Origin of the sequence: Streptomyces canus, from assembly GCF_030815415.1 — a bacterium.
Taxonomy (GTDB): domain Bacteria; phylum Actinomycetota; class Actinomycetes; order Streptomycetales; family Streptomycetaceae; genus Streptomyces; species Streptomyces canus_F.
In genome coordinates this window covers 3,784,743-3,807,821 of sequence record NZ_JAUSWW010000001.1, presented here as the reverse complement: position 1 = coordinate 3,807,821, position 23,079 = coordinate 3,784,743, and the positions used below count along the sequence as shown (strand labels likewise).

20 protein-coding genes are annotated in these 23,079 nt (G+C 68.4%); 16 read left to right on the top strand and 4 right to left on the bottom strand.

The genetic code is table 11. The features are described 5' to 3' along the window. Positions 1-26 precede the first annotated feature (26 nt). Together QF037_RS17410 and QF037_RS17405 are read right to left on the bottom strand one after the other, a co-directional pair. Complete coding sequence (locus QF037_RS17410) at positions 27-1,805, bottom strand: ABC transporter substrate-binding protein (protein WP_307026276.1); 1,779 nt, start codon at positions 1,803-1,805, stop codon at positions 27-29. A gap of 80 nt (positions 1,806-1,885) precedes the next feature. Further along, positions 1,886-2,914, bottom strand: a complete 1,029-nt coding sequence (locus QF037_RS17405; RefSeq protein WP_307026274.1) for an ABC transporter permease — start codon at positions 2,912-2,914, stop codon at positions 1,886-1,888. 448 nt (positions 2,915-3,362) lie between these two features. Between QF037_RS17405 and QF037_RS17400 the strand changes: the two genes are divergently transcribed. The 5 genes from QF037_RS17400 (at position 3,363) to QF037_RS17380 (ending at position 9,456) form a co-directional block, all read left to right on the top strand. Further along, entirely contained in the window at positions 3,363-5,003 is a 1,641-nt protein-coding gene (locus tag QF037_RS17400; protein WP_307026272.1) for a peptide ABC transporter substrate-binding protein, read from the top strand. Between the two features lie 6 nt (positions 5,004-5,009). Continuing rightward, complete coding sequence (locus tag QF037_RS17395; protein WP_307026271.1) at positions 5,010-5,933, top strand: ABC transporter permease; 924 nt, start codon at positions 5,010-5,012, stop codon at positions 5,931-5,933. After that, entirely contained in the window at positions 5,926-6,903 is a 978-nt protein-coding gene (locus QF037_RS17390; RefSeq protein ID WP_266888437.1) for an ABC transporter permease, read from the top strand. Before QF037_RS17395 ends, QF037_RS17390 begins: the two co-directional genes overlap by 8 nt. A gap of 533 nt (positions 6,904-7,436) precedes the next feature. Beyond that, positions 7,437-8,411, top strand: a complete 975-nt coding sequence (locus tag QF037_RS17385) for an ABC transporter ATP-binding protein (RefSeq protein ID WP_307026268.1) — start codon at positions 7,437-7,439, stop codon at positions 8,409-8,411. Then, complete coding sequence (locus QF037_RS17380; protein ID WP_307026266.1) at positions 8,404-9,456, top strand: ABC transporter ATP-binding protein; 1,053 nt, start codon at positions 8,404-8,406, stop codon at positions 9,454-9,456. Before QF037_RS17385 ends, QF037_RS17380 begins: the two co-directional genes overlap by 8 nt. Positions 9,457-9,584: 128 nt before the next feature. On the opposite strand, the gene QF037_RS17375 is transcribed toward QF037_RS17380, so the two are convergent. After that, positions 9,585-11,741, bottom strand: a complete 2,157-nt coding sequence (locus tag QF037_RS17375) for a S9 family peptidase (RefSeq protein ID WP_307026264.1) — start codon at positions 11,739-11,741, stop codon at positions 9,585-9,587. Between the two features lie 176 nt (positions 11,742-11,917). On the opposite strand from QF037_RS17375, the gene QF037_RS17370 reads away from it, so the two are divergent. The 5 genes from QF037_RS17370 (at position 11,918) to QF037_RS17350 (ending at position 15,725) form a co-directional block, all read left to right on the top strand. Beyond that, the gene (locus tag QF037_RS17370; RefSeq protein ID WP_266888429.1) at positions 11,918-12,112 is read left to right on the top strand and encodes a hypothetical protein; all 195 of its coding nucleotides are present in this window, start codon (positions 11,918-11,920) and stop codon (positions 12,110-12,112) included. Positions 12,113-12,490: 378 nt separating this feature from the next. Next, positions 12,491-13,462: a type I restriction endonuclease gene (locus tag QF037_RS17365; protein WP_307026260.1), complete on the top strand. Its 972-nt coding sequence runs from the start codon at positions 12,491-12,493 to the stop codon at positions 13,460-13,462. A 67-nt stretch (positions 13,463-13,529) separates the two neighbouring features. Beyond that, positions 13,530-13,877, top strand: a complete 348-nt coding sequence (locus tag QF037_RS17360) for a hypothetical protein (protein WP_307026258.1) — start codon at positions 13,530-13,532, stop codon at positions 13,875-13,877. Next, entirely contained in the window at positions 13,874-14,131 is a 258-nt protein-coding gene (locus tag QF037_RS17355; RefSeq protein ID WP_307026256.1) for a hypothetical protein, read from the top strand. Before QF037_RS17360 ends, QF037_RS17355 begins: the two co-directional genes overlap by 4 nt. Before the next feature lie 208 nt (positions 14,132-14,339). Beyond that, a complete protein-coding gene (locus tag QF037_RS17350) occupies positions 14,340-15,725 on the top strand; it encodes a NucA/NucB deoxyribonuclease domain-containing protein (RefSeq protein ID WP_307026255.1) in 1,386 nt (461 codons plus the stop codon). Between the two features lie 49 nt (positions 15,726-15,774). Here QF037_RS17350 and QF037_RS17345 read toward each other — a convergent pair whose 3' ends face one another. After that, positions 15,775-16,242, bottom strand: coding sequence for a hypothetical protein (locus QF037_RS17345; protein ID WP_307026252.1), 468 nt, complete (start codon positions 16,240-16,242; stop codon positions 15,775-15,777). Between the two features lie 337 nt (positions 16,243-16,579). Here QF037_RS17345 and QF037_RS17340 point away from each other — a divergent pair, with 337 nt between their 5' ends. The 6 genes from QF037_RS17340 (at position 16,580) to QF037_RS17315 (ending at position 23,079) form a co-directional block, all read left to right on the top strand. After that, a complete protein-coding gene (locus QF037_RS17340; protein ID WP_307026250.1) occupies positions 16,580-17,242 on the top strand; it encodes a hypothetical protein in 663 nt (220 codons plus the stop codon). A 63-nt stretch (positions 17,243-17,305) separates the two neighbouring features. Then, the gene (gene mshB / locus QF037_RS17335) at positions 17,306-18,166 is read left to right on the top strand and encodes an N-acetyl-1-D-myo-inositol-2-amino-2-deoxy-alpha-D-glucopyranoside deacetylase (protein WP_307026248.1); all 861 of its coding nucleotides are present in this window, start codon (positions 17,306-17,308) and stop codon (positions 18,164-18,166) included. Further along, complete coding sequence (locus tag QF037_RS17330; RefSeq protein ID WP_307026246.1) at positions 18,163-18,573, top strand: DUF6113 family protein; 411 nt, start codon at positions 18,163-18,165, stop codon at positions 18,571-18,573. The genes mshB and QF037_RS17330 overlap by 4 nt, the downstream gene beginning before the upstream one ends. A gap of 160 nt (positions 18,574-18,733) precedes the next feature. After that, a complete protein-coding gene (locus QF037_RS17325; RefSeq protein WP_444972115.1) occupies positions 18,734-21,298 on the top strand; it encodes a hypothetical protein in 2,565 nt (854 codons plus the stop codon). 138 nt (positions 21,299-21,436) lie between these two features. Then, entirely contained in the window at positions 21,437-22,342 is a 906-nt protein-coding gene (locus tag QF037_RS17320; protein ID WP_307026242.1) for an ABC transporter ATP-binding protein, read from the top strand. Further along, complete coding sequence (locus QF037_RS17315) at positions 22,339-23,079, top strand: ABC transporter permease (RefSeq protein ID WP_307026240.1); 741 nt, start codon at positions 22,339-22,341, stop codon at positions 23,077-23,079. The genes QF037_RS17320 and QF037_RS17315 overlap by 4 nt, the downstream gene beginning before the upstream one ends.

Below are 23,079 nucleotides of genomic sequence, written 5' to 3'. Positions count from 1 at the left end.
GGCCGCCCCGCCACGAGGGCCGGTCGTCAGGCCTTCACGTACGTCTTGTAGAGCAGGGTCGCGGAGAAGTTCGGGTCGAACATCGCTCCGCCGACCTTGTTGCCGTAGACGTAGTAACGGCGCATGTACATCTCGGGGATGATCGGCGCGACTTCTTCCATGATCCGCTTGTCGAGCGCGGCCCAGGCCTCACCGGCCTTCTTCTGGTCGGTGAGGACCATGTTCTTCTGGATGGTCTCGTCGATCCAGGAGATCTTCGTCTGCGAGACGTTGTAGAGACCGTCACCGACGCTGGCACTGTCGAACAGCGGCTGGATCATCGTGTAGGCGGTCGGCCAGTCCGGGGACCAGCCGAACCACATCACGTCGTAGCTGTTGTCGAGCTTCTGGACCTGGTCGTAGTACGAGGTGGAGTCGAGCGGCTTGATGACCGGGGTGAAGCCGGCCTCCTTCAGCGCGTTCTCGATGACGACCTTGGTCTTGTTGTAGGTCGGGTCCTGCGGGAAGGCGTAGACGATCTTCACGCCCTCCTTGCCGGCTTCCTTCAGCAGCTTCTTCGCGGCGGCCGGGTCGCCCTGCGGCTTCTTCAGCTTGCCGTAGACGTCGAACTTCTCGCGGCCCAGGATGTCGGGGCTGAGGACCGTGGTCGCGAAGTCGCCAGCGGACGGGCCGCCGTAGATCTGGCGGATCTGCTGCAGCGGCCAGGCCATGTTGAGGGCCTGACGGACCTTCAGGTCGGTGACGCGCTTGGTGTTGATCGCGTAGTAGTACGTGCCGGTGAGCAGGCCGTTGAAGGTGCGCTTCTTCAGCTCCGGGTCGGTGAGGACCTTCTGGATGCGCTCGGCGGGCACACCCTTGTAGATGGAGACCGCGAAGGCGTCGTTGCCCTGGGAGGCGATGAGACGGTCCGTGGAGTCCAGGATCTCGATGCCGAAGGTGAACTCGAAGCCGTCCGGGTAGTTGTTGCGGATGGCGTCGGTCGCCGGGTCCCAGTTCTTGTTGCGGACCAGCGTCATCGACTTGTCGGTCGTGTGGTTCTTGATCTTGTACGGACCGCAGGAGGCCGGGTTCTTGTCGTACTTCTCCTTGGTGTCCAGCTTCGGGGACACCGCGGCGTACGAGTGCATCGCCATCGTGAAGTTGAAGTCGGGGCGGGCCTCGGCCAGGTTGAACGTGATGGTCCGCTTGGCCTTGTCCGTCACGATCTGCGAGAGGTGCTTGCCCTTGTAGGGGCCCTCGTAGGCGTCACGCCACTTGCCGCCCTTGCCGGTCAGCGCGATCTGGACGTAGCTGGCGGACTCGATGATGTACGGGGCCCACAGCCGCTCGATGCCGTGGCGCACATCCTCGACGGTCAGCTCGCTGCCGTCCTCCCACTTCAGACCCTCCTTCAGCGTGAAGGTCCAGGTCTTGCCCGCGTTGGACATCGTGCCGGTGTCCGTGGCCAGGTCGCCGACGAGCTTCTGCGAGCCGTCCGCGGCGACCTTGTAGCCGGTCAGGCAGCGGTGCAGGAGCAGCGCGGCGGTCGAGTTGTACGCGTAGTAGATGCGACCCGGGTCCAGGTGCGAGAAGTCGTCCGGGGCCAGCCCGTAGATCGTCCCGCCCTTCTTCGCCCCGGCGATCTCCGGCGCGGGGCCGGTCGAGTCCGCCGCGGTGCCGATGGTGACCTTGGAGTACGTCTTGGCACCCTCGGTCGCGCTGCCGCCGCTGCCGCCCGCGTCGCCGCTGCTGCACGCGGACAGCAGAGTCGAGCCCGCGGCCGCGACGCTTGTGGCTATGACGAAGTTTCTGCGGGAAAGAGACATGGCTGACCCGATTTCTTGTGGATAGGGATGGTGCTTGGGGTACTCCGGCCGGGCCCCGTCGCTCGGCGGAGTGGGGTGGCTCAGCGCTTCGTCTTGGGGTCCAGCGCGTCGCGGACCGAGTCGCCGAGCAGGTTGAAGGCGACGACGAAGATCACCATGGAGAGACCAGGGAAGAGCATGAAGGTGATGTCGTCCTGGTAGTACTTGGCGCCGAACTGGAGCATGACGCCCCAGTCGGGCGTGGGGTCGGTGAGTCCCACGCCGAGGAAGGCGAGCCCCGCCTCCGCCGTCACATAGGCGGGCAGCAGGAGCGTCGACTGGATCAGGATCGGCGTCCACAGATTGGGCAGCAGTTCCTTGAAGATGATCCGGGCCGGTGAGGCTCCGGTGACCTTGGCGGCCTCCACGAACTCCCGCTCGCGCAGGGCGAGGACCTCGCCGCGCAGCAGACGGGCGATGGAGGCCCAGCCGAAGGCGGTCATCACGGTGATGAGGCTGGTGACCGTGAGCCAGATCGGGGTGTTCTCCTCCGGCGACACGAAGATCGCCAGCACGACCGGCCAGAAGGCGATGAAGAACAGCGTCTGCGGGAAGGCCAGCAGGATGTCGATGACCCGGCCGACGAAGTAGTCGGTGCGGCCGCCCAGGTAGCCGGCGGTGATGCCGATGACGACACCGAGCAGGGTCGTCAGGAGCGTGGCCGCGGTGGCGATGAGCAGTGAGTTGCGCATGCCGTACAGCAGGAAGGTCAGCACGTCACGGCCGAGCTGGGGCTCGATGCCGAACCAGAAGTCACCGCTGATGCCGCCGTTGGCCTTGACCGGGAAACCGAACTCGTTGAGCAGCCCCGGAGTGTTGATGCCGTACGTCGTGTACGGGTTCTTGCCGTAGAGCTTGGCGATCAGCGGAGCGCCGATCGACACGACGAAGAAGAAGAGGACCACGTACCCGGAGATGACGCCTGCGCGGTCCCGTTTGAAACGGCTCCAGGCGAGCCGTCCCGGCGAGCGGCTCTCGTTGCCCTTGAGAGCCGAGGACTTCACCGGTGCCACGCTGTCTTCGTCGGTCACCTCGAGTGAAGTGACCGGGGAAGGGGTTGGGGGGGTCATGATGCTCCGTGCCCTGTGGATCAAGGACTCCGCAGGGCGGTCCCTACGGGCTACGCCGGACTTTTTCAACGCAATTCATTCAAGGTCAATAAATTCTCGGTCGACTTGGTCGGCTCTTTACTTTCTTTACCTTCCATTGACTGATCTGTAGCTACGCGTGTAGCGTGCCGTGATCGGCCTGTGTCTTACATCGGGCCAACTACCCCAATCGGGCAATGAGTTCGATATACGGACGTCAGAGTGTCGAAATCCGTACATAGGAGGGTCGCAATCCAACGGTTCGGCATCGGATCGTGAAGATCCATTGCACCCTCCATGGAAGATCCATTGTGGCGAAGGTCGGACCTTCCCGGGCGTTCCCCTAATGGGGTGAGTGCATGTGCGGCCTGCCTGTTTTATGCCGATATTGGCCGGTAACGGAACAGTGCAGTCACACAGGAGGAACTCCATGCGCGGAGCCACGCACGCCAAATGGGCCGCATGCGCGGTGGCGGTCGTCCTCGCCGCCACGGCCTGCGGGGGCGGGGACAGTGACAGCGGCGGCGGCAGTGGCGACGGCGGCGCGGTGCTGAGCTCCTCCTGGGGCGACCCGCAGAACCCTCTGGAGCCCGCCAACACCAACGAGGTCCAGGGCGGCAAGGTCCTCGACATGATCTTCCGGTCCCTGAAGAAGTACGATCCGGAGACCGGCAAGGCCGAGGACATGCTCGCCGAGAAGATCGAGTCGAGCGACTCCCAGAACTTCACCGTCACCGTCAAGGACGGCTGGACCTTCAGCAACGGCGAGAAGGTCACGGCCAAGTCGTTCGTGGACGCCTGGAACTACGGCGCCAGCCTCAAGAACAACCAGAAGAACGCGTACTTCTTCAGCTACATCGACGGCTACGACAAGGCGCACCCCGAGGACGGCGGCAAGCAGTCCGCCCAGACGCTCTCCGGACTGAAGGTCACCGGCACCAACACCTTCACCGTCAAGCTCAGCCAGAAGTTCTCGACCTTCCCCGACACCCTCGGCTACCCGGCCTACGCCCCGCTCCCGCAGGCGTTCTTCACCGACCACGCGGCCTGGGTCAAGAAGCCCGTCGGCAACGGCCCGTACACGATCGACTCGTACACCAAGGGCTCCCAGATGGCCCTGAAGAAGTGGGACGGCTACCCCGGCGACGACAAGGCGCAGAACGGCGGCGTGACCCTCAAGGTCTACACCGACAACAACACCGCCTACACCGACCTCATGGCCGGCAACCTCGACCTGGTCGACGACGTCCCGGCCGCCCAGCTCAAGAACGTCTCCAGCGACCTCGGCGACCGGTACATCAACACCCCGGCCGGCATCATCCAGACCCTCGCGTTCCCGTACTACGACAAGGACTGGAACAAGAGCGGGATGGACAAGGTCCGCACCGGCCTGTCCCGCGCGATCGACCGCAAGCAGATCACCGAGACGATCTTCCAGAAGACCCGCACTCCCGCCACCGACTGGACCTCCCCGGTGCTCGGCGAGGCGGGCGGCTTCCAGGACGGCCTGTGCGGTGACGCCTGCGACTACGACCCAGATGCGGCCAAGAAGCTCATCGAGGAGGGCGGCGGGCTGCCCGGCGGGAAGTTCAAGATCACGTACAACGCGGACACCGGCTCCCACAAGCTGTGGGTCGACGCGGTCTGCAACTCCATCAACAACGCGCTCGACAACGACCAGGCCTGCGTCGGCAACCCGATCGGCACCTTCGCCGACTTCCGTACCCAGATCACCGACAAGAAGATGTCGGGCCCGTTCCGCGCCGGCTGGCAGATGGACTACCCGCTCATCCAGAACTTCCTGCAGCCGCTCTACTACACCAACGCCTCCTCCAACGACGGCAAGTGGTCCAACGAGGACTTCGACAAGCTCGTCGACGAGGCCAACGCCGAGACCGACACCGGCAAGGCGATCGAGACGTTCCAGAAGGCCGAGGAGGTCGTCCGGGACAACATGGCCGCCATCCCGCTCTGGTACCAGAACGGCAGCGCGGGCTACTCGGAGCGGCTGTCCAACGTGAAGCTCAACCCGTTCAGCGTCCCCGTCTACAACGAGATCAAGGTCAGCTGACCCGCCATGGGACGCTACGTCGTCCGGCGTCTGCTCCAGATGATCCCGGTGTTCATCGGCGCCACCCTCCTGATCTTCCTCATGGTGAACGTGATGGGCGACCCCATCGCGGGCCTGTGCGGTGACCGGCAGTGCGACCCCGCCACGGCCGCCCAGCTGGAGAAGGAGTTCGGCCTGGATAAACCGGTCTGGCAGCAGTACCTGACCTACATGGGGAACGTCTTCACCGGCGACTTCGGCACCGCGTTCAACGGGCAGGAGGTCACCGAGCTGATGGCGACGGCGTTCCCCGTGACGATCCGGCTGACGATCGTCGCCATCTTCTTCGAGATCGTCATCGGCATCACGCTGGGTGTCGTCACGGGCCTGCGCCGGGGCCGGCCCGTCGACACCTCGGTCCTGATGCTCACGCTCGTCGTGATCTCCGTCCCGACCTTCGTCACCGGTCTGCTGCTCCAGCTCCTGCTCGGCGTCGAGTGGGGCTGGATCAAACCGTCGGTGTCGACGGACGCCACGTTCGGCGAGCTGATCGTGCCGGGCCTCGTCCTCGCGTCCGTCTCCCTCGCCTATGTGACCCGGCTGACCCGTACCTCCATCGCGGAGAACAAACGGTCCGACTACGTCCGTACGGCGGTGGCCAAGGGGCTGCCACGCAGGAGGGTCGTCATCCGCCACCTGCTGCGCAACTCGCTGATCCCCGTCGTCACCTTCATCGGCACCGACATCGGCGCCCTGATGGGCGGGGCGATCGTCACCGAGCGCATCTTCAACATCCACGGCGTCGGCTACCAGCTCTACCAGGGCATCCTCCGGCAGAACACCCAGACCGTCGTCGGGTTCGTGACGGTGCTCGTCCTGGTGTTCCTGATCGCCAACCTGCTGGTCGACCTCCTCTACGCCGTACTCGACCCGAGGATCCGCTATGCCTGAGCAGCCGTACGACGACGGAGCGATCGCCCCGACCGGTATGGGCGGCACGATGGACCTCGCGACGGCGGAAGGGGAGACCCTGGAGGAGACACCCGACGGGCCCCAGGGAACGGGCCCGGCGGACAAACCCCGCTCGCTCTGGTCCGACGCCTGGCGCGACCTGCGCCGCAACCCCGTCTTCATCATCTCGGGCCTGGTGATCCTCTTCCTGGTCGTCATCTCCATCTGGCCGTCCCTGATCGCCTCCGGCAACCCCCTCAAGTGCGACCTGGCCAAGGCGCAGGAGGGCTCACAGCCCGGACACCCCTTCGGCTTCGACGGTCAGGGCTGCGACGTCTACACCCGCACGGTGTACGGCGCCCGTACGTCCGTCACGGTCGGCGTCTGCGCCACGCTGGGGGTCGCGATCCTCGGCTCGGTCCTGGGGGGGCTGGCCGGCTTCTTCGCCGGGTTCTCGGACTCGATCCTGTCCCGCATCACCGACGTCTTCTTCGCGATCCCGGTGGTCCTCGGCGGCCTGGTCCTGCTGTCCGTGGTGACCAGCAACACGGTCTGGCCGGTCATCGGCTTCATGGTGCTGCTCGGCTGGCCACAGATCTCCCGGATCGCCCGGGGCTCGGTCATCACGGCGAAACAGAACGACTACGTCCAGGCCGCGAAGGCTCTGGGCGCCTCCAGCTCCCGCCAGCTGCTGCGCCACATCGCGCCCAACGCGGTGGCCCCGGTCATCGTCGTGGCGACCATCGCGCTCGGCACCTTCATCTCGCTGGAGGCGACCCTGTCCTACCTCGGTGTGGGCCTGAAGCCCCCGACCGTCAGCTGGGGCATCGACATCTCCTCGGCCTCCGCCTACATCCGCCAGGCCCCCCACATGCTCCTCTGGCCGGCCGGCGCCCTCGCCCTCACCGTCCTCGCGTTCATCATGCTCGGCGACGCGGTCCGCGACGCCCTCGACCCGAAGCTGAGGTGACGGCGTCATGGTGCGAGTAATGCCGGGTGCGGGGAGGGCGGCCGTGTCGTGCGGCCTTCCGCGGCTCCGGACCCGGGGCGGTCACGGCGTCCGAGTCCATTCCGCCCGGCGACGCGGTCCGCGAACGCCCTCGGCCCGATGGGGTGGTGGGCGGCTGGCCCGTGCCGGGTCGTGCTGTTCCACGGCCGGGGCGGTCACCGAATCGGCGTTCGCCGTCCGCGAGGACCTGGTGCGCGACGCCCTCGACCCGAAGCTGAGGTGACGGCGTCATGGTGCGAGTAATGCCGGGTGCGGGGAGGGCGGCCGTGTCGTGCGGCCTTCCGCGGCTCCGGACCCGGGGCGGTCACGGCGTCCGAGTCCATTCCGCCCGGCGACGCGGTCCGCGAACGCCCTCGGCCCGATGGGGCGGTGGGCGGCTGGCCCGTGCCGGGTCGTGCTGTTCCACGGCCGGGACGGTCACCGAATCGGCGTTCGCCGTCCGCGAGGACCTGGTGCGCGACGCCCTCGACCCGAAGACGAGGTGAGTCGGCGCCATGCTGCTCGAAGTGCGTGATCTGCAGGTGGAGTTCCGGACGCAGGACGGGGTCGCCAAGGCCGTCAACGGGGTCGACTACTCGGTGGACGCGGGCGAGACGCTCGCCGTGCTCGGTGAGTCGGGGTCCGGCAAGTCGGTGACGGCGCAGGCGGTGATGGGGATCCTCGACATGCCGCCCGGGCGGATCACCGGCGGCGAGATCCTCTTCCAGGGCAAGGACCTGCTGAAGCTGAAGGAGGAGGAGCGGCGGAAGGTCCGCGGCGCCGAGATGGCGATGATCTTCCAGGACGCGCTGTCCTCGCTGAACCCGGTGCTGAGCGTCGGCGACCAGCTCGGTGAGATGTTCGTCGTCCACCGGGGCATGTCGAGGAAGGACGCGCGGGCCAGGTCGATCGAGCTGATGGACCGCGTCCGCATCCCGGGGGCGAGGGAGCGGGTCAAGCAGTACCCGCACCAGTTCTCCGGCGGTATGCGCCAGCGCATCATGATCGCGATGGCGATGGCCCTGGAGCCCGCCCTGATCATCGCCGACGAACCGACGACCGCGCTGGACGTGACGGTCCAGGCCCAGGTGATGGACCTGCTCGCGGAGTTGCAGCGCGAGCTCAACATGGGGCTCATCCTCATCACCCACGACCTCGGCGTGGTCGCGGACGTCGCCGACCGGATCGCGGTGATGTACGCGGGCCGGATCGTCGAGTCGGCCCCCGTCCACGACATCTACAAGGCGCCGGCCCACCCGTACACCAGGGGTCTCCTCGACTCCATCCCGCGCCTGGACCAGAAGGGCCAGGAGCTCTACGCCATCAAGGGACTGCCCCCCAACCTCATGAACATCCCGCCGGGCTGCGCCTTCAACCCCCGCTGTCCCATGGCCCAGGACGTGTGCCGGACCGACGTACCCCCGCTGTACGACGTCTCCGAAGACCGCACGAGTGCCTGCCACTTCTGGAGGGAGTGCCTGAATGGCTGAGCCGATTCTGGAGGTCAGCGGGCTGGTCAAGCACTATCCGCTCACCACGGGCATCCTCTTCAAGAAGCAGGTCGGCGCGGTGAAGGCCGTAGACGGCGTCGACTTCTCCCTCGAGCGCGGCGAAACCCTGGGCATCGTGGGCGAGTCGGGCTGCGGCAAGTCCACCGTCGCCAAGATGCTGGTCAACCTGGAACGGCCGACCGCCGGCACGATCAAGTACAAGGGCGAGGACCTCACCCGGCTCTCCGGTAAGGCCCTCAAGGCGGTGCGCCGCAACATCCAGATGGTGTTCCAGGACCCGTACACCTCCCTCAACCCCCGGATGACGGTCGGCGACATCATCGGGGAGCCGTACGAGATCCACCCGGAGGTGGCGCCCAAGGGCGACCGCAGGAAGAAGGTCCAGGACCTCCTGGACGTGGTCGGCCTGAACCCGGAGTACATCAACCGCTACCCCCACCAGTTCTCCGGCGGCCAGCGCCAACGCATCGGCATCGCCCGCGGGTTGGCGCTCCGCCCGGAGGTGATCGTCGCGGACGAGCCGGTCTCGGCGCTCGACGTCTCCGTCCAGGCCCAGGTCATCAACCTGATGGACCGGCTGCAGAACGAGTTCGACCTCTCGTACGTCTTCATCGCCCACGACCTGTCGATCGTCCGCCACATCTCGGACCGCGTGGGCGTCATGTACCTCGGCCGCATCGTGGAGATCGGCAGGGACGCGGAGATCTACGACCACCCCACGCACCCCTACACCCAGGCCCTGCTCTCCGCGGTCCCGGTCCCCGACCCCGAGGCCCGGGAACGCCGAGAACGGATCATCCTGTCCGGAGACGTCCCCTCCCCGACCAACATCCCCTCCGGCTGCCGCTTCCGCACCCGCTGCTGGAAGGCCCGCGACCGCTGCGCCCTGGAGGTACCGGCCCTGGCGGTCCCGAGCGAGTTCCGCCTCCTCCCGGGCCCGGCGGCCCACGACTCGGCCTGCCATTTCGCGGAGGAGAAGCAGGTCGTGCCGCCGGAGGAGCCACACAGCAACGGACCGGGGTGACATGGCGCACCCCGGTCCGTTTACGGCACCCGCACGGCCGTACGTTCTTTAGCCTGGCCCGTCCGTATATCGGGATCGGGTCGGCCAAGTTGCCTGTGTGTTAACGCAGTTCGTGGGTATTTGTGCGGTTACGACAGCCCCAACGACCGCTTCAGGAAGTCGACCTGGAGCAGGAGCAGGTTCTCCGCGACCTGTTCCTGCGGGGTCATGTGGGTCACCCCGGACAGGGGCAGGACCTCGTGCGGGCGGCCGGCTGAGAGCAGGGCCGAGGACAGGCGCAGGGTGTGGGCCGCGACGACGTTGTCGTCCGCCAGGCCGTGCACGATCATCAGGGGCCGGTGCGGCTCGGCGGGGGAGGAGAGGCCCTCGTCGGTCAGCAGGGAGCTCCTGGTGTACGACTCGGGTGACGCCGTCGGATCGCCCAGGTACCGCTCCGTGTAGTGCGTGTCGTACAGCCGCCAGTCCGTCACCGGCGCCCCCGCGATCCCGGCGTGGAAGACATCGGGGCGGCGCAGCACCGCGAGCGCTGCCAGCCAGCCGCCGTAGGACCAGCCCCGGATCGCCACCCGGGAGAGGTCGAGCGGATACGACTTCGCCAGTGACTCCAGCGCCTCGACCTGGTCGTCCAGGGACACCGTGAGGTCGTGGTGGATCGCCTTCTCCCAGGCCGGCGAGCGACCGGGCGTACCCCGGCCGTCCGCGACGACCACCGCGAAACCCTGGTCGGCGAACCACTGCGAGGTGAGGTGCGCGTTGTGGGCGGCCAGGACGCGGGGACCGTGCGGACCACCGTAGGGATCCATCAAAACCGGCAACGGGGTCGCACCGTCGTGATCGTGAGGCAGCAGCACGGCGCATGGGATCCGCCGTGCGCCCCCCTCGGTGAGGATCATGCGCGGGGACATACCGGGATCTTCGGCATACGACGTGACAGTCGACGTCCTCCCCCAGCCTCCGGCCGGGGGGACCCCCGTCTCCCTTCGGTCGCCGTCCCTGAGCACCTGCGCCCGCGACCCGGCCCGCCCCGGCGTCGCCGACACCAGCACCGTCACGCCCCCGGCGCGCACCGCCGAGTGCACGCCCGGCTCCTGCGAGACGCGCTCCATGCCGAGCTCGTTCACCCGGTACACATGCACCTCGCCGGTCTCCGGCGCGGCCGCCCGCTCCCCGGCCGACGCCGAGATCAGCACGTCGTCGTCGGAGACGTCCAGCACCGCACGGACGTGCAACTGCGGCCCCGTCAGCGGGCGGTCGCCCACCGCGAGGACCCGGGCGCCGCCCTCGTCCGCGATCCGGACGAGCCGCCCGGAAGGGCTCCAGCAGGGCACTCCCGGGAAAAGATCAAGCCAAGTTGGATCTTCGTCGGCGTGCACCATCCGCGTCGCCCCCGACCCCGGGTCCACGGCCAGGAACAGCTGGCTGCGCTGGTCCCGGGCCTGCACCAGCAACAGTGGGGCGCCCGCCGCTGACCAGTGCACATGCGCCAGATACGGGTAGCGCTTCCGGTCCCAGGACACCTCCGTGCGCGCCCCGTCGAGGCCGATCACGAAGAGCCGGACCTCCGCGTTCGCGGTACCCGCCGCCGGGTACGCGACGTGCTGTGGATCACGTTCGGGACGGGCCGGGTCGGAGATCCACCAGCGCCGTACGGGAGTGTCGTCCGCGCGCGCGACCAGCAGCAGGTCCGACTCCGGCGACCACCAGAACCCCCGCGACCGCCCCATCTCCTCGGCCGCGATGAACTCCGCGAGCCCGTAGGTGACGTGTTCCGACTCCGGCTCGGCCAGCGCCCGGTCCCCCTCGCCCTCGGCACCCGTGACGCGCAGGGCGCCCTGTGCGACGTAGGCGACGAACCGGCCGTCGGGGGAGGGGCGTGGGTCGATCACCGGCCCGGGGACGGGAAGTTCACGTGCCGTGCCGGCCCGCAGCTCCGCCGCGAAGAGCCGTCCTGACAAGGCGAAAGAGGCCAACTCGACCGCCGTGTCGGTGGCGTAGCCGACGATCCCGGCCCCGCCCTCACGGCTCCGCTCGCGCCGCGCCCGCTCCTGCGGCGAGAGGTCCTCCGAGGCCCCGCCCAGCAGGGCGCGCGGGTCGGCCGCCACGCGCTCCCCGCCGTCCGCGGGGTCGAGCACCCACAGCGAACTCGCCCGGTCCGTACCGGAGGACGAGCGCAGGAACACGACACGGGAACCGTCGGGAGCCACCGCGAACGCGCGTGGCGCGCCGAGCGTGAACCGCTGGGTCCGGGCATGTCGGCGGGGGAAGGAGTCGGACGTCGTCGTCATGCTCCGACCATATTGGCCATGCGCCCCCTTGTGCGGCAGTGCGCCGACGGATGCGCGCGCACGGATAGTTATGATCAAACGCGCATAGTGGGTATGAACCTGCTGGCGCCTGTATGGATTTATCTGCCCCCCTGGTCCGACCCCCGCGCTTCTGGGATCTTTGGAGGTGAGCCGCCGTGGCACTTTCGATTTCGGCGGTGGTGCTGCTGGCGATCATCGTCTTCCTGCTGGTCAAGAAGTCAGGGCTGAAGGCCGGACATGCGGTGGTCTGCATGCTGCTCGGCTTCTACCTGGCCTCGTCGACCATGGCGCCGACGATCAGCGAGCTGACGACGAACATCGCGGGGATGATCGGCAGCATCAAGTTCTGACGCCGCGCCCGCCCGGCCTGTTGTCCTCCCTCGCGTGTCTCTGGCTCCGTAGGCTTTGATGACGGATCCAGGACGAGCGAGGGCTGAGGCTGGGGCGCGTGGACAGACGCAGTGGGGACGACCGGCTCCGGGAACTGGCGAAGGCTTCGCCCAATTTCGGCCGGTTGTGCGGGTATCAGCCTCTCCTTGCCATCTATGGCTCGCAGGCGGAACCCACCGTCCTCACCAATCCGAACGCGGCTTACGTCAGCGCAGGCCAGTTCGGCGAGGTGCTGGCGGAGGTGCCCGTCGCCCGCACGGGCACGCGGGCCACGGGCACGACCCAGTTCGACCGCCTCAACGCGCTCACACGTGCGGGAGTGCTCGTCGGCTGGAGCCGTGAGGCGCAAGCTGCGCCGAGGCCGCAACGATGCCGCGCACAACCATCTCTTCGACACGACGAAGGCGCTCGAAGCGCTGAAGCTGTGTTGGCAGTTGGGTGATCTCTTCGACCGTGCCACGGGCGGGACGCGGACCGTGTCGGCCTTCGTCCCGCCGACGCTCCCAGCCGATACACAGTCCGTCGACCCAGAGGAGATCGCGGAGCTCCAGGCGGCGTTGGAGGGCCATCGCCGATCACTGGCCGAGTCACGCGTCAAGCTGTCCGAGACCAGCAATCGACTGGAGGCCGAGCGTCGGGCCCGTGTCGAAGCCGAGGCCCTGATCGAGAGCGCGCGGCAGCAGAAGTCGGCGTACGCCGCGGAGATCGAGGACCTGAGGGCGCAGGTCGCCGACCTGCGGGCGGCCCACCAGCAGCAGTACGACCGTGAGCGCCTCCAACCGCGCAAGGTCGCCTCCGCGGCCCGGGACGCCGTCGTCGAACGCGCCCAGCGCCCAGCCCCTCTCAACGAGGTCCAGGCGCGCAAGAAGATCGACGCGATGCTGCTCAAGGCGGGCTGGCTGATCCAGAGCAAGGCGGAGGCCAACCCGCTCGCGGGCCGGGGCGTGGCCATCGAGGAGTTCACCTTGGCCACCGGCCGGGCCGATTACGTCCTGTACGTCGACGGGAAGATCGTCGGGGTCGTCGAGGCCAAGCGTGAGGGAACACCACTCGCCAGTGCCCTCGCCCAGAACGAGCGATACGCGGCCGGTGTGCTCAAGGAACACGCGATGGCCGTGTGGCGCCGGGAGGAACCCTTCGCGTTCCGTTACGTCAGCACGGGCGCGGAGACGTACTTCCTGAACCGTGTCGATCCCGACGCGCGCTCCCGCGAGGTCTTCGCCTTCCACCGTCCCGAGACCGTAGCGGCGTGGATGAAGCGGGCCGACGAGGAACCGGGCACACGCACTTCCGCTGCCACCGTCGCCTGAGCCCGCTGTGCGAGGCCCCCGTCCCTCAGCCCGGCTACTCTGGCCGGGGCACGCACTGGAGGACACCATGAGCACTCAGGCCGACCACGGACGCGAGCTGATCCCCCGTCCCGAGCCGACTCCCGATGCCCTGCGCGCCGCTCTCGCCATCGTCGCGCCAGGTCGCCTGGACGAGATGCAGGCCATGAAGGACGACGCCTTCGCCAAGGCGGTCGAGTGGCAGTCTCTGAGCCCTGTCCAGAGCTGGGTGCTGGCCTGGGCTCAGGAGATCGAGATTGCCCGTCGCCCGGACCTGTCCGCTCGATATGCCCAGGCGAAGGGCAACCTGGAGCATGAGGATCCAGCCATCGCACGGGAAGCCCTTCGCGAGCTGAGTGCCGTTCTCGACGAGGCGATGAAGGCAGTTCGCGAGTGAGCTGGAAGTGGGAGTACGCCTTCGGAGCTGAAGAGGCCGTCCGCTCCCTACCGTCAGACTTCCTGGCCACCATCGAACGTGCGGCTGACGAACTGGTCAGGGCAGCTGAAGCCCTTCATGTCCACGGCCGGGCCCACGAGGGCCTCGACCCTCAGGGACGCCAGTTCCTCGTCTCCGGGGGCATGTTCCGGTACCAGGTCGTCGTACGCAGCGAGCGGGTCTACATCGTACAGATCACGTATCTGGGCTTCTGACAGGACGTTGTTATCGGTCGGCGGCGTCCTGATCTCGGCCAATGCGTCGTTATGAGCACGCCAACTTCCGTGTGTCATCCATGTTTTCGCTCGCCAGTTCGATAACTATTGCCCTCGACCAGGTGCTCAGACGTGAGGTCTGGCGCCACGTGAGTTCGGGGGTTCCACGATGGACAAGGCATGGCTGCGTCGAATAGGTAGACGGGCGTTGACCACCGGGACGGCGGTCGCCGTCTTGTCTGCGGCGGCACCGTCCTTGGCGAGCGCGGGCAGCTCCGTTGACCTGCGCGTCGAGTCGTATGTGCTGCCGGTAGGCGCGAAGAAGCCCACCTTGGAGGATTTGCAGAGCGGGCGAGGTATGGACCGGCTTCGCCAGCTCGCGCGGCAGGCGGAGCCTGGGACGGAGTTGGCGCAGGAGACGGTGGGACCTGCCGCGTCGTATGCTCCGCTGTCGCGTAAGGCGTCCGGTTCGGTGCCGCTGGTGGAGGCCGCAAGTGCGCGGTCGGCGGTCGGGCCGATGGTCACGGCTCCCGAGCCTTCGCGGAAGATGACGTTCGAGGAGTGCAAGAAGGGCCTGGGAAGCGACAAGAAGTTCTTCGTCAAGTCCCGCTTCGCGGTGTGCAACGGAGCCTCGTTCCTGCAGACCTGGGTGCGCAACAACCAGCCGGTCGGCGAGAGCATGTTCAACGTTCGTGTGGTCGGGACGATCGCAAAGAACAGCCGCACCATCAACTTCCAGTATTACTTCACCGACTTCGTCACGACCGGGTCGACCGGCGCCGCGACCATGCCGATCACGACGAAGGGGAACATCCCGCAGAGCTGGCCGTCCGGAGTGCGCTACACGCGGGGCGGGAACACGCCCGGGACGAAGACCTTCACCGAGTTGAAGGCACTGCGCACGTTCAGTCAGACGGTGAACGCGAAGCCCGGGCAGGGCAGCAGTGGCTCCACGGACCTGATCTTCGCGGTGTACGAGCCGGCCATCAGCTACACGCCGCCGACGGGCTGGACACTCAGCGGTGCCCTGGGAGGCAAGCTGTTCATGCTCGCCCCGCGGTGGGATGCCGCGAGCTATCTGGCCAACTCCACCGGTGGCGGTAACCCGGACAGGAAAGGTGCGGCGACTTTCAGCTACGTACCGACGATGACGTACAGCGCGAAGCCGGGTGCGGAGGAACGTGCGGCTGCACAGCACGTCAAGACGGCGTTCACGAAGCCGGAAGACACCAAGCCGTACATGTCGGCGAAGAAGGTCCCGGGCCAGACGGTGAAGGATCCGCTGCACCGTACGGTGAGCAAGGACCGTCGGGACGCCAACCGCAAGGCGGCGGTCAAGCAGTGCAAGCGGTACTGGGGTGCCAACTACTCCTGGGGCGGCGACCGAGAGTGTGACGAGTACCCCTTCGCCACCACCTATGAAGGGGCGGCCGAGCATGACTACGACGACGACGTGAAGAAGTTCAACTTCTCCGTGAAGCCGATCGCCAAGACCGACAACGGTGCGGGTGGCAACATCCTGACCAGCTTCTATGCCAAGAACCGCATCATCGACGGGATGGACGACGGCTTCATCGTGAAGATCGTCTCCTGATAAGGGCAGGGGCGGGGGAGGCTTGGATGGGCCTCTCCCGCCCTCGCGCTCAGGGCTTGGCGGGCCAGAACTGTACGAGGTATTTTTCCACGCCCCCGCCGATGCCCTCACCCTCCGACAGGGCGGCTGCTTCAGCACGGCCGGTGCAACTCACGCGCACCCGCCATGAGCCGCCCGAGTCCGCGAGCGTGATGACGTCATCGGCGCGTCCCAGACTCATGGACCACACCGCCACCTCGCCGCTGGTCGACTCGAAGTCGGCCTCACCTTGTTCGTCCCAGCCCGCGGGGTCTTGTGGGGGTGGTTGCCCGTCCCACACTTCTGCATCGACCGAAGCCGTGTGGGTGTGGCCTGCGCTGTAAATGTCGAGACGTCCCGGGAAGGAGTTGAGGAACACGCCCTGCTCGAAGTCGTCCGGGAACGGGACCGGCAAGTCGCCGTCGTCGGACTCCTGGAACCCGAGGGCGTGATAGCCCACGTCCGCATCGAGGTGTTGCCGCCGGACGAGCTCAGCCATCCGAGCCCCCTTCAATGTCAGGCATGACTGGTCATCTCCGGTGATCGTAGGCCGGTATGCGCGGTTGAACGACGGCTCTCGGACCGTACGGCTCGGATCTGGGCGTGCCGTTGCCGGACGCGGGTTGGGATCAGGCAGGTGGCAGCCATCTCCAGCACCCGGCTATCCCCCACCTGACCGCCATGACCCGGCCGAGTCGACGGGGCGTGATCCGGAAAAGGAAGACTCGGAATCGGCCACGTTGTTCCAACCTGGTCCTGCCCAGCCTGACTCATCCCCGTGTGACTCGGGGATCGTGCTCTTGGAGATCATGACGGAGAGTCGTACGGGGTTACCCATGGCCGTTCCCAGACCGCAGACGCGTCAGTTCGAGGCGTTCATGACGAATCTGTCGTACGCGCGACGCATGGTGGAAGCGGGCAAGATGCTTACCCCGTTCAAGTCGCCCACGATCGACATCGACGACTTCTATCGGGCGGCCTGGGTGCAAGCGGTCGCCGCCATCGACCACTGGCCGCACGAGGAAGTGCTGCGCAGGGTCGCCGAGTTGGCGGCCAAGGACAGCTCCGACATGCCGTACCAGCTGCGGGTTTATGAGTTGCCTCTGCACACGGTCGAGGCAGTGAAGCGCGGCGACGTCACGGTGTCCGACGCTGTCGTGGAGCACCTGCGTGACAAACTCGCGGCCCAGTCGCTCCAGCACCCCGGAAAGATCTCCGAGGTGCTCAAGCTCGTCACGGAAATGAAGGTCTGGTATGAGGCCGCTGGATGGATCAATCAGTCGTTCTTCCAGGGGCGCACTTCGCTGAACGAAAAGAAACTTCGCAGCCGCTATCTGGAGATCACGCAGCGGCGCAACAAGATCGCACATGACGCCGACCTGATCGACGGTGATCTGGAGCAACGCCGCCCCATCGACGAGGCGAGCGTGAACGACGCCATCGACTGGATCGAACGCATCGCGCTCGCCATCGCCCACGTGCTCGACGACCAGAGGTGATGCCGGGGCGGTAGGTGGCGGGTGGGCAGGGGAGGAGGGCGGAGGCCTCGTAGGGTGGGGTCCATGACGGAACCACCCGCCCGGCGTCTGCTGCTGGTGCACGCGCACCCGGACGACGAGTCGATCAACAACGGCGCGACGATGGCCCGCTATGCCGCCGAGGGTGCCCTCGTGACCCTGGTCACCTGCACGCTCGGCGAGCGCGGCGAGGTCATCCCGGCCGAGCTCCAGCACCTCACCGGCCCCGCCCTCGGCGAGTACCGGCTGGGCGAGCTCTCCGCCGCGATGCGTGAACTCGGCGTCCAGGACTTCCGTCTGCTCGGCGGCCCCGGCCGCTACCTGGACTCCGGGATGATGGGCCTCGCCGACAACGACGACCCCGCCTGCTTCTGGCGGGCGGACGTCGACGAGGCCGCCGCCCGGCTGGTCGAGGTGATCCTGGAGGTACGCCCCCAGGTGCTCGTCACCTACGACGAGAACGGCGGCTACGGCCACCCCGACCACATCCAGGCCCACCGCGTCGCCATGCGCGCCGCCGACCTGGCCGCCGAAGCGGGCTGGACGATTCCCAAGATCTACTGGAACCGCGTACCCCGCTCGCTCGGCGAGCAGGCCTTCGAGCGGCTGGCCGAGGTGCTGCCGGGGCTCCCCTTCGACAAGCCGGGCGTCCTCGACGACGTCCCCGGTGTCGTGGCCGACGAGCGGATCACCACCGAGATCGACGGCACCGCGTACGCCGCCGCCAAGGCCGCCGCGATGGCCGCGCACGCCACCCAGGTCACCGTCGCCGAGCCGTACTTCGTGCTGTCCAACGACCTCGCGCAGCCCGTTTTCACCACCGAGTACTACGAGTTGGTACGGGGCGAAAGGGCACTCGGAGCGCGCGAGACCGATCTTTTCGCCGGTACGGAGGCGACCTCATGAACGAGCCCGGATCCCTGCTCGCCCAGCCCCTGAAGGCGCCCCCCGCCGGGCGGGCGCTGGTGTTCGCCGGTCTCTTCGTGCTCGGCGCGGTCATCGGCGCCGCCGGGTCGCTGGTGCAGGCCGGCTGGTTCCCGGGCGGGCTGCTGCTCGCGCTCGCCGGTGAGGCCGGACTCTGTCTGGGCGGCGCGCGTGCCGTCGGCAGCCGGGGCGGGGCCGTCGCACCCGCCGCCGGCTGGATGCTCGCCGTCATCCTGCTCACCGCGAGCCGGCCGGAAGGGGATTTCCTCTTCGGCGCGGGCACCGGCTCGTATCTTTTTCTGCTCGGCGGCATGGCCACAGCTGTGATCTGCGCCACGCTTGGGCAGAGGCGGCAACCGGGCGGCGATGCCGTCCGACTTGGCAAGTGACGTACCACTTCGCCGCGACTGGGACGTGCGAGTCCCGTGTGGGTTTCCCCAGCGGTCGTGGGATACGCGCCAGAAGTGGCCAGTATGGTGGTGCGCGCCGCCGAGCCGCCCGCGCAGTTGAGGTCGACACGGCCGGTGGAGCCAACCGGGAGAACCTGCCTTGAGTCGTGAAACTGACAGTCCGTCCTCCGGGCCCAACGGGCGCGGCGGAGCCGCCTACCCTTCGGGCACGCCGCCTTACGGGACCCCCATGGTTTCCGACGACGGTACGGACGCGGTCCGTTCGGGCACGCAGTCCGAGGAGCGCAAGACCGAGACCACGCTGACGACCCGGATCCGGATCAACATCCCCGGGTCGCGGCCCATCCCGCCGGTCGTCGTGCGTACACCGGTCGCGGATGCCGAGCCCACCGCGCCCGCCGCGGCCGAGGCGCCGGCACCGGGCGCCCCCACGGGCACCGTCGCGCCTCCGGCCGACCCCGCGCCGCCCGCTGAGGAGAAGGCGAGCAACTGGTTCGCGCCGCGCAAGTCCGGCCCGCCCAAGGGCGGTCAGGGCGGCGGTGCGACCAACGGGGAGGGTGCGCCCGCTGGTTCGGGTGCGGCGCCCCCCGGTTCCGGTGCCGCTCCCGGCGCTGCGCGGCCCGGCCCCGCCGCCGGACGCCCCGGTGGTGTGGTCGGCGCCATGAGCGTGCCGGGAGGTTCCCGTCCCGGCGGCGGTACGAACGGTGCGGGACTCCCCGGTGCGACCGGCGGCCCCGTGGCACCCGGGCACGGCGGCGGCACCGGCTCCTTCGACGTGACCGAGGCGCTGGGCAACGGCTCGCGTCCGGGTGGCGAGCCGCGGCGCGACGATCTGCCGTACTTCGCGGAGAACGGCGATGGTGCGCAGAGCGGCCAGAACGGGCAAGGCGGGCAGGGCGGTTACGGCGCCCAGGGCGGCCCGGGCGGTGCGAACGGCTACGACGACTTCAACAGCTCGACGGGCTCGCACAGCCTCGACGGCCTGAATGACTTCAACAGCTCCACCGGCTCGCACCGCTTCGACGCCTCCAACGACTTCAACGGCCCGAACGACTTCGCCGGCCCGAACGGCCGTGGCGGCCCCCAGGGCCCCGCGGGCCCGACGGGCGGCCCGGTCACCGGTGACGGCCCGGTCGTACCGCCGGTCAACGGCGGGCCTGGCGGGCCCGGCGGTCCTGGTGGCCCGGGCGCGTACGGCGGCCCCGGCGCTCCGGGCGGCCCTGGCGGTCACCGTCGACCTGGTGGACCTGGTGGACCTGGTGGACCTGGCGTGTCCGGCGGACCGGCTGGTCCCGGCATGCCCGGCATCCCCGGTGCCCCTGGCGGCCCCGGCGGTCAGCAGCGTCCCGGCGGTCCCGGTGCCCCGGGCGGCTTCGGCGGCCCCGGTGCTCCCGGCGCCTCCGGCGGAATGACCGGCCTCGCGGGGCCGGGCGCGGGCACCCTCCCCGGTGCCGGTCTCCACGGCGGCCCCGGCGGGCCGGGTCGTGGCCCCGGCGGCGGTCTGAGCGACGACACCGCGATCCTCACCCCGCAGAAGCCGGCCCCCGAACCCGGCACCCCCGGCTACGGCACCCCCGGCGCCCCGCCGGACAACGTCTCCGGGCACACCGTCACCAGCGGTATCCCGGTCGTGCCGCCCGGCACCCAGAACGCCCCGTTCGGGCAGGGCGCCCCGTCCGACGGACCGATGCAGCACACGGTGCCGAAGCTCCCCGAGCCGGTGGCGCAGAGCGTGCCCGCCTCGTCGAAGAAGGCCAAGAAGAAGGGCCGCAACAAGCTGGTCCTGATCGGCAGCGGTGTGTTCGTCATCGCGGCCGGTGCCTACGGCGCCGGGCTGCTGATGAACCACTCCGACGTACCCAAGGGCACGACTGTGCTCGGCGTCGACATCGGCGGCGGCACCCGCGACGATGCCGTCAAGAAGCTCGACGCGGAGTTCGGCGACCGGGTGAACAAGCCGCTGAAGCTGTCGGTCGGCGGCAAGACCGTCGAGCTCAAGCCGGACCAGGCGGGCCTCCAGTTCGACGAGACGGCCACGGTCGCCGTGGCGGCGCAGAGCGACTACAACCCGATGTCCGTCATCGGCTCCCTCTTCGGCAACCACCGGGTCGTCGAGCCGAACATGCCGGTGGACGAGGAGAAGCTGACCGCAGCCCTGAAGGACGCGGGCGGCAGCTCCGGCTCGGTGACCGAGGGCACGATCAAGTTCACCTCCGCCGGCAAGGCCGTCGCCGTGTACGGCAAGGCGGGCAAGGGCATCGACGTGGCCAAGTCGACCACCGCGGTGGAGGAGGCGTACCGCACCCAGGTGGAGACCGGCAGCGGTGGCGCGGTGACGGTCGCGACGACCACTCAGCAGCCGTCGATCACCAACGCCGAGGTCGACCGCATGATGAAGGAGTTCGCGAAGCCCGCGATGTCCGAGGTCGTCACCATCACGGGCGGTTCCACGCCGATCCAGTTCGGCGCGCTGTCCCTGCCGAAGATCCTCGGGGTCAAGGCTGTCGACGGCAAGCTCGTCGAGACGTACGACCTGGAGGCGCTGAAGGAGGCGTACGGCTCCGTCTTCGACGGCGTGAAGGTCAAGACCGCGACCGGTGAGCGTGACGTCCTGCCGCAGGACGTCGTCTCCGTACTGCGCAAGGTGCTGCTCGGCAAGACGACGGCGGAGCGCACCGGGGCGATCGACACCAACCCCAGCTAGCGGTCCTCGCACCGACGAGGGGGCACCCGGCACGCGCCGGGTGCCCCCTCGTCGTAGACGTCGTATGACATCTGTCATCCGGCAGTCAGGACCGCCGACACTGACGGGCGAGGGGTCCGGAGCGCCACTCTGGATCACATGACAACGACAGCGGTCGAATTCGACCAGGTGCACAAGGCGTACGGCGAGGTCCGGGCCGTGGACGGGCTGAGCCTGGCTCTGTATCCGGGGGAGACCGTGGCCCTGCTGGGGCCCAACGGTGCCGGTAAGTCGACCACGCTCGATCTGCTGCTCGGACTCAGGAACCCCGACAGCGGCAGCGTGCGGCTCTTCGGTGGCGGGCCGCGTGAGGCGATCGTCGCCGGGCGGGTCGGCGCGATGCTGCAGAGCGGCGGGCTGATGGACGAGGTGACGGTCGCCGAGCTGGTGCGGCTCGCCTGTGATCTGCACCCGAGGCCCTACCGCCCCTCCGACGTCCTGGCCCGCGCCGGGATCACCCAGCTCGCCGACCGCAAGGTCGACAAGCTCTCCGGCGGCCAGGCCCAGCGCGTCCGCTTCGCCCTCGCGACCGCCGGCGACAGCGACCTGATCGTCCTCGACGAGCCCACCACCGGCATGGACGTCACCACCCGCCAGGGCTTCTGGGCCACCATGCGCGAACAGGCCGACCAGGGGCGGACCGTCCTGTTCGCCACCCACTACCTGGAGGAGGCCGACGCGATCGCCGACCGCGTACTGGTCCTGCACCGCGGCCGGCTCCTCGCGGACGGCACCGCGGCCGAGATCAAGGCGAAGGCGGGCGTCCGGCGCATCTCCTTCGACCTGGAGGCCCCGGTCGACGAGACCGCCCTGCGCGCCCTCCCCTTCCTGACCACCCTCACCGTCTCGGGCGCCACCGTCCGCATCCAGTCCACCGACGCCGACGCCACCGTCCACGCCCTCTACGGCCTCGGCGTCTACCCCCGCAACATCGAGGTCGCCGGGCTCGGCCTGGAGCAGGCGTTCGTCGCCATCACCGAGGCCGAGGAGGCCCGTACCTCATGAACAGTCTGATCAGGCTGGAACTGGCCCGCGCCCTGCGCAACCGCAAGTTCCTGTTCTTCTCGGTGATCTACCCCTCGATCCTGTTCCTGCTCATCGGCGGCAGCGCCGACAGCACGTCGAAGGTCGACGGGACGGGCCTGACCCTGCCGACCTACATGATGGTCTCGATGGCCTCCTTCGGCGCCCTCACCGCTGTCCTGATGGGCAACAGCGAGCGCATCGCCAAGGAGCGCGAGACAGGCTGGGTGCGGCAGTTGCGGCTGACCCCGCTGCCGGGCCGGGGCTATGTCCTCGCGAAGACCGCGAGTGCCGCGGTCGTCAGTCTGCCGTCCATCGTCGTGGTCTTCGCCGTCGCCGCGGTCGTGAAGGACGTACGGCTGGACGCCTGGCAGTGGCTCGCCCTCACCGGCTCGATCTGGGCCGGCAGCCTCGTCTTCGCCGCGCTCGGCGTGGCCATCGGCTACCTCGCGAGCGGGGACGCGGTCCGCCCGATCACGATGATCACCTACTTCGGGCTGTCCATCCTCGGCGGCCTGTGGATGCCGACGACGACCTTCCCGGGCTGGCTCCAGGACATCGCCGAGTGGGTGCCCACGCACGCGTACGCTGCCCTGGGGCAGGCCATCGAGCAGAGCCAGGCCCCGCATGCCAAGGACATCGCCGTCCTCGCCGTGTTCTTCGCCCTGTTCACCGGCGGCGCGGCCTGGCTGTACCGGAAGGACACGCTGAAGGCGTGA

Bases quoted from the DNA above. Each gene is read 5' to 3' on its own strand.
- QF037_RS17320 (WP_307026242.1), top strand. From the start codon at position 21,437: ATGACAACGACAGCGGTCGAATTCGACCAGGTGCACAAGGCGTACGGC.
- QF037_RS17405 (WP_307026274.1), bottom strand. From the start codon at position 2,914: ATGACCCCCCCAACCCCTTCCCCGGTCACTTCACTCGAGGTGACCGAC.
- QF037_RS17345 (WP_307026252.1), bottom strand. From the start codon at position 16,242: ATGGCTGAGCTCGTCCGGCGGCAACACCTCGATGCGGACGTGGGCTAT.
- QF037_RS17400 (WP_307026272.1), top strand. From the start codon at position 3,363: ATGCGCGGAGCCACGCACGCCAAATGGGCCGCATGCGCGGTGGCGGTC.
- QF037_RS17375 (WP_307026264.1), bottom strand. From the start codon at position 11,741: ATGACGACGACGTCCGACTCCTTCCCCCGCCGACATGCCCGGACCCAG.
- QF037_RS17385 (WP_307026268.1), top strand. From the start codon at position 7,437: ATGCTGCTCGAAGTGCGTGATCTGCAGGTGGAGTTCCGGACGCAGGAC.
- QF037_RS17390 (WP_266888437.1), top strand. From the start codon at position 5,926: ATGCCTGAGCAGCCGTACGACGACGGAGCGATCGCCCCGACCGGTATG.
- mshB (WP_307026248.1), top strand. From the start codon at position 17,306: ATGACGGAACCACCCGCCCGGCGTCTGCTGCTGGTGCACGCGCACCCG.
- QF037_RS17380 (WP_307026266.1), top strand. From the start codon at position 8,404: ATGGCTGAGCCGATTCTGGAGGTCAGCGGGCTGGTCAAGCACTATCCG.
- QF037_RS17360 (WP_307026258.1), top strand. From the start codon at position 13,530: ATGAGCACTCAGGCCGACCACGGACGCGAGCTGATCCCCCGTCCCGAG.
- QF037_RS17410 (WP_307026276.1), bottom strand. From the start codon at position 1,805: ATGTCTCTTTCCCGCAGAAACTTCGTCATAGCCACAAGCGTCGCGGCC.
- QF037_RS17340 (WP_307026250.1), top strand. From the start codon at position 16,580: ATGGCCGTTCCCAGACCGCAGACGCGTCAGTTCGAGGCGTTCATGACG.
- QF037_RS17330 (WP_307026246.1), top strand. From the start codon at position 18,163: ATGAACGAGCCCGGATCCCTGCTCGCCCAGCCCCTGAAGGCGCCCCCC.
- QF037_RS17315 (WP_307026240.1), top strand. From the start codon at position 22,339: ATGAACAGTCTGATCAGGCTGGAACTGGCCCGCGCCCTGCGCAACCGC.
- QF037_RS17395 (WP_307026271.1), top strand. From the start codon at position 5,010: ATGGGACGCTACGTCGTCCGGCGTCTGCTCCAGATGATCCCGGTGTTC.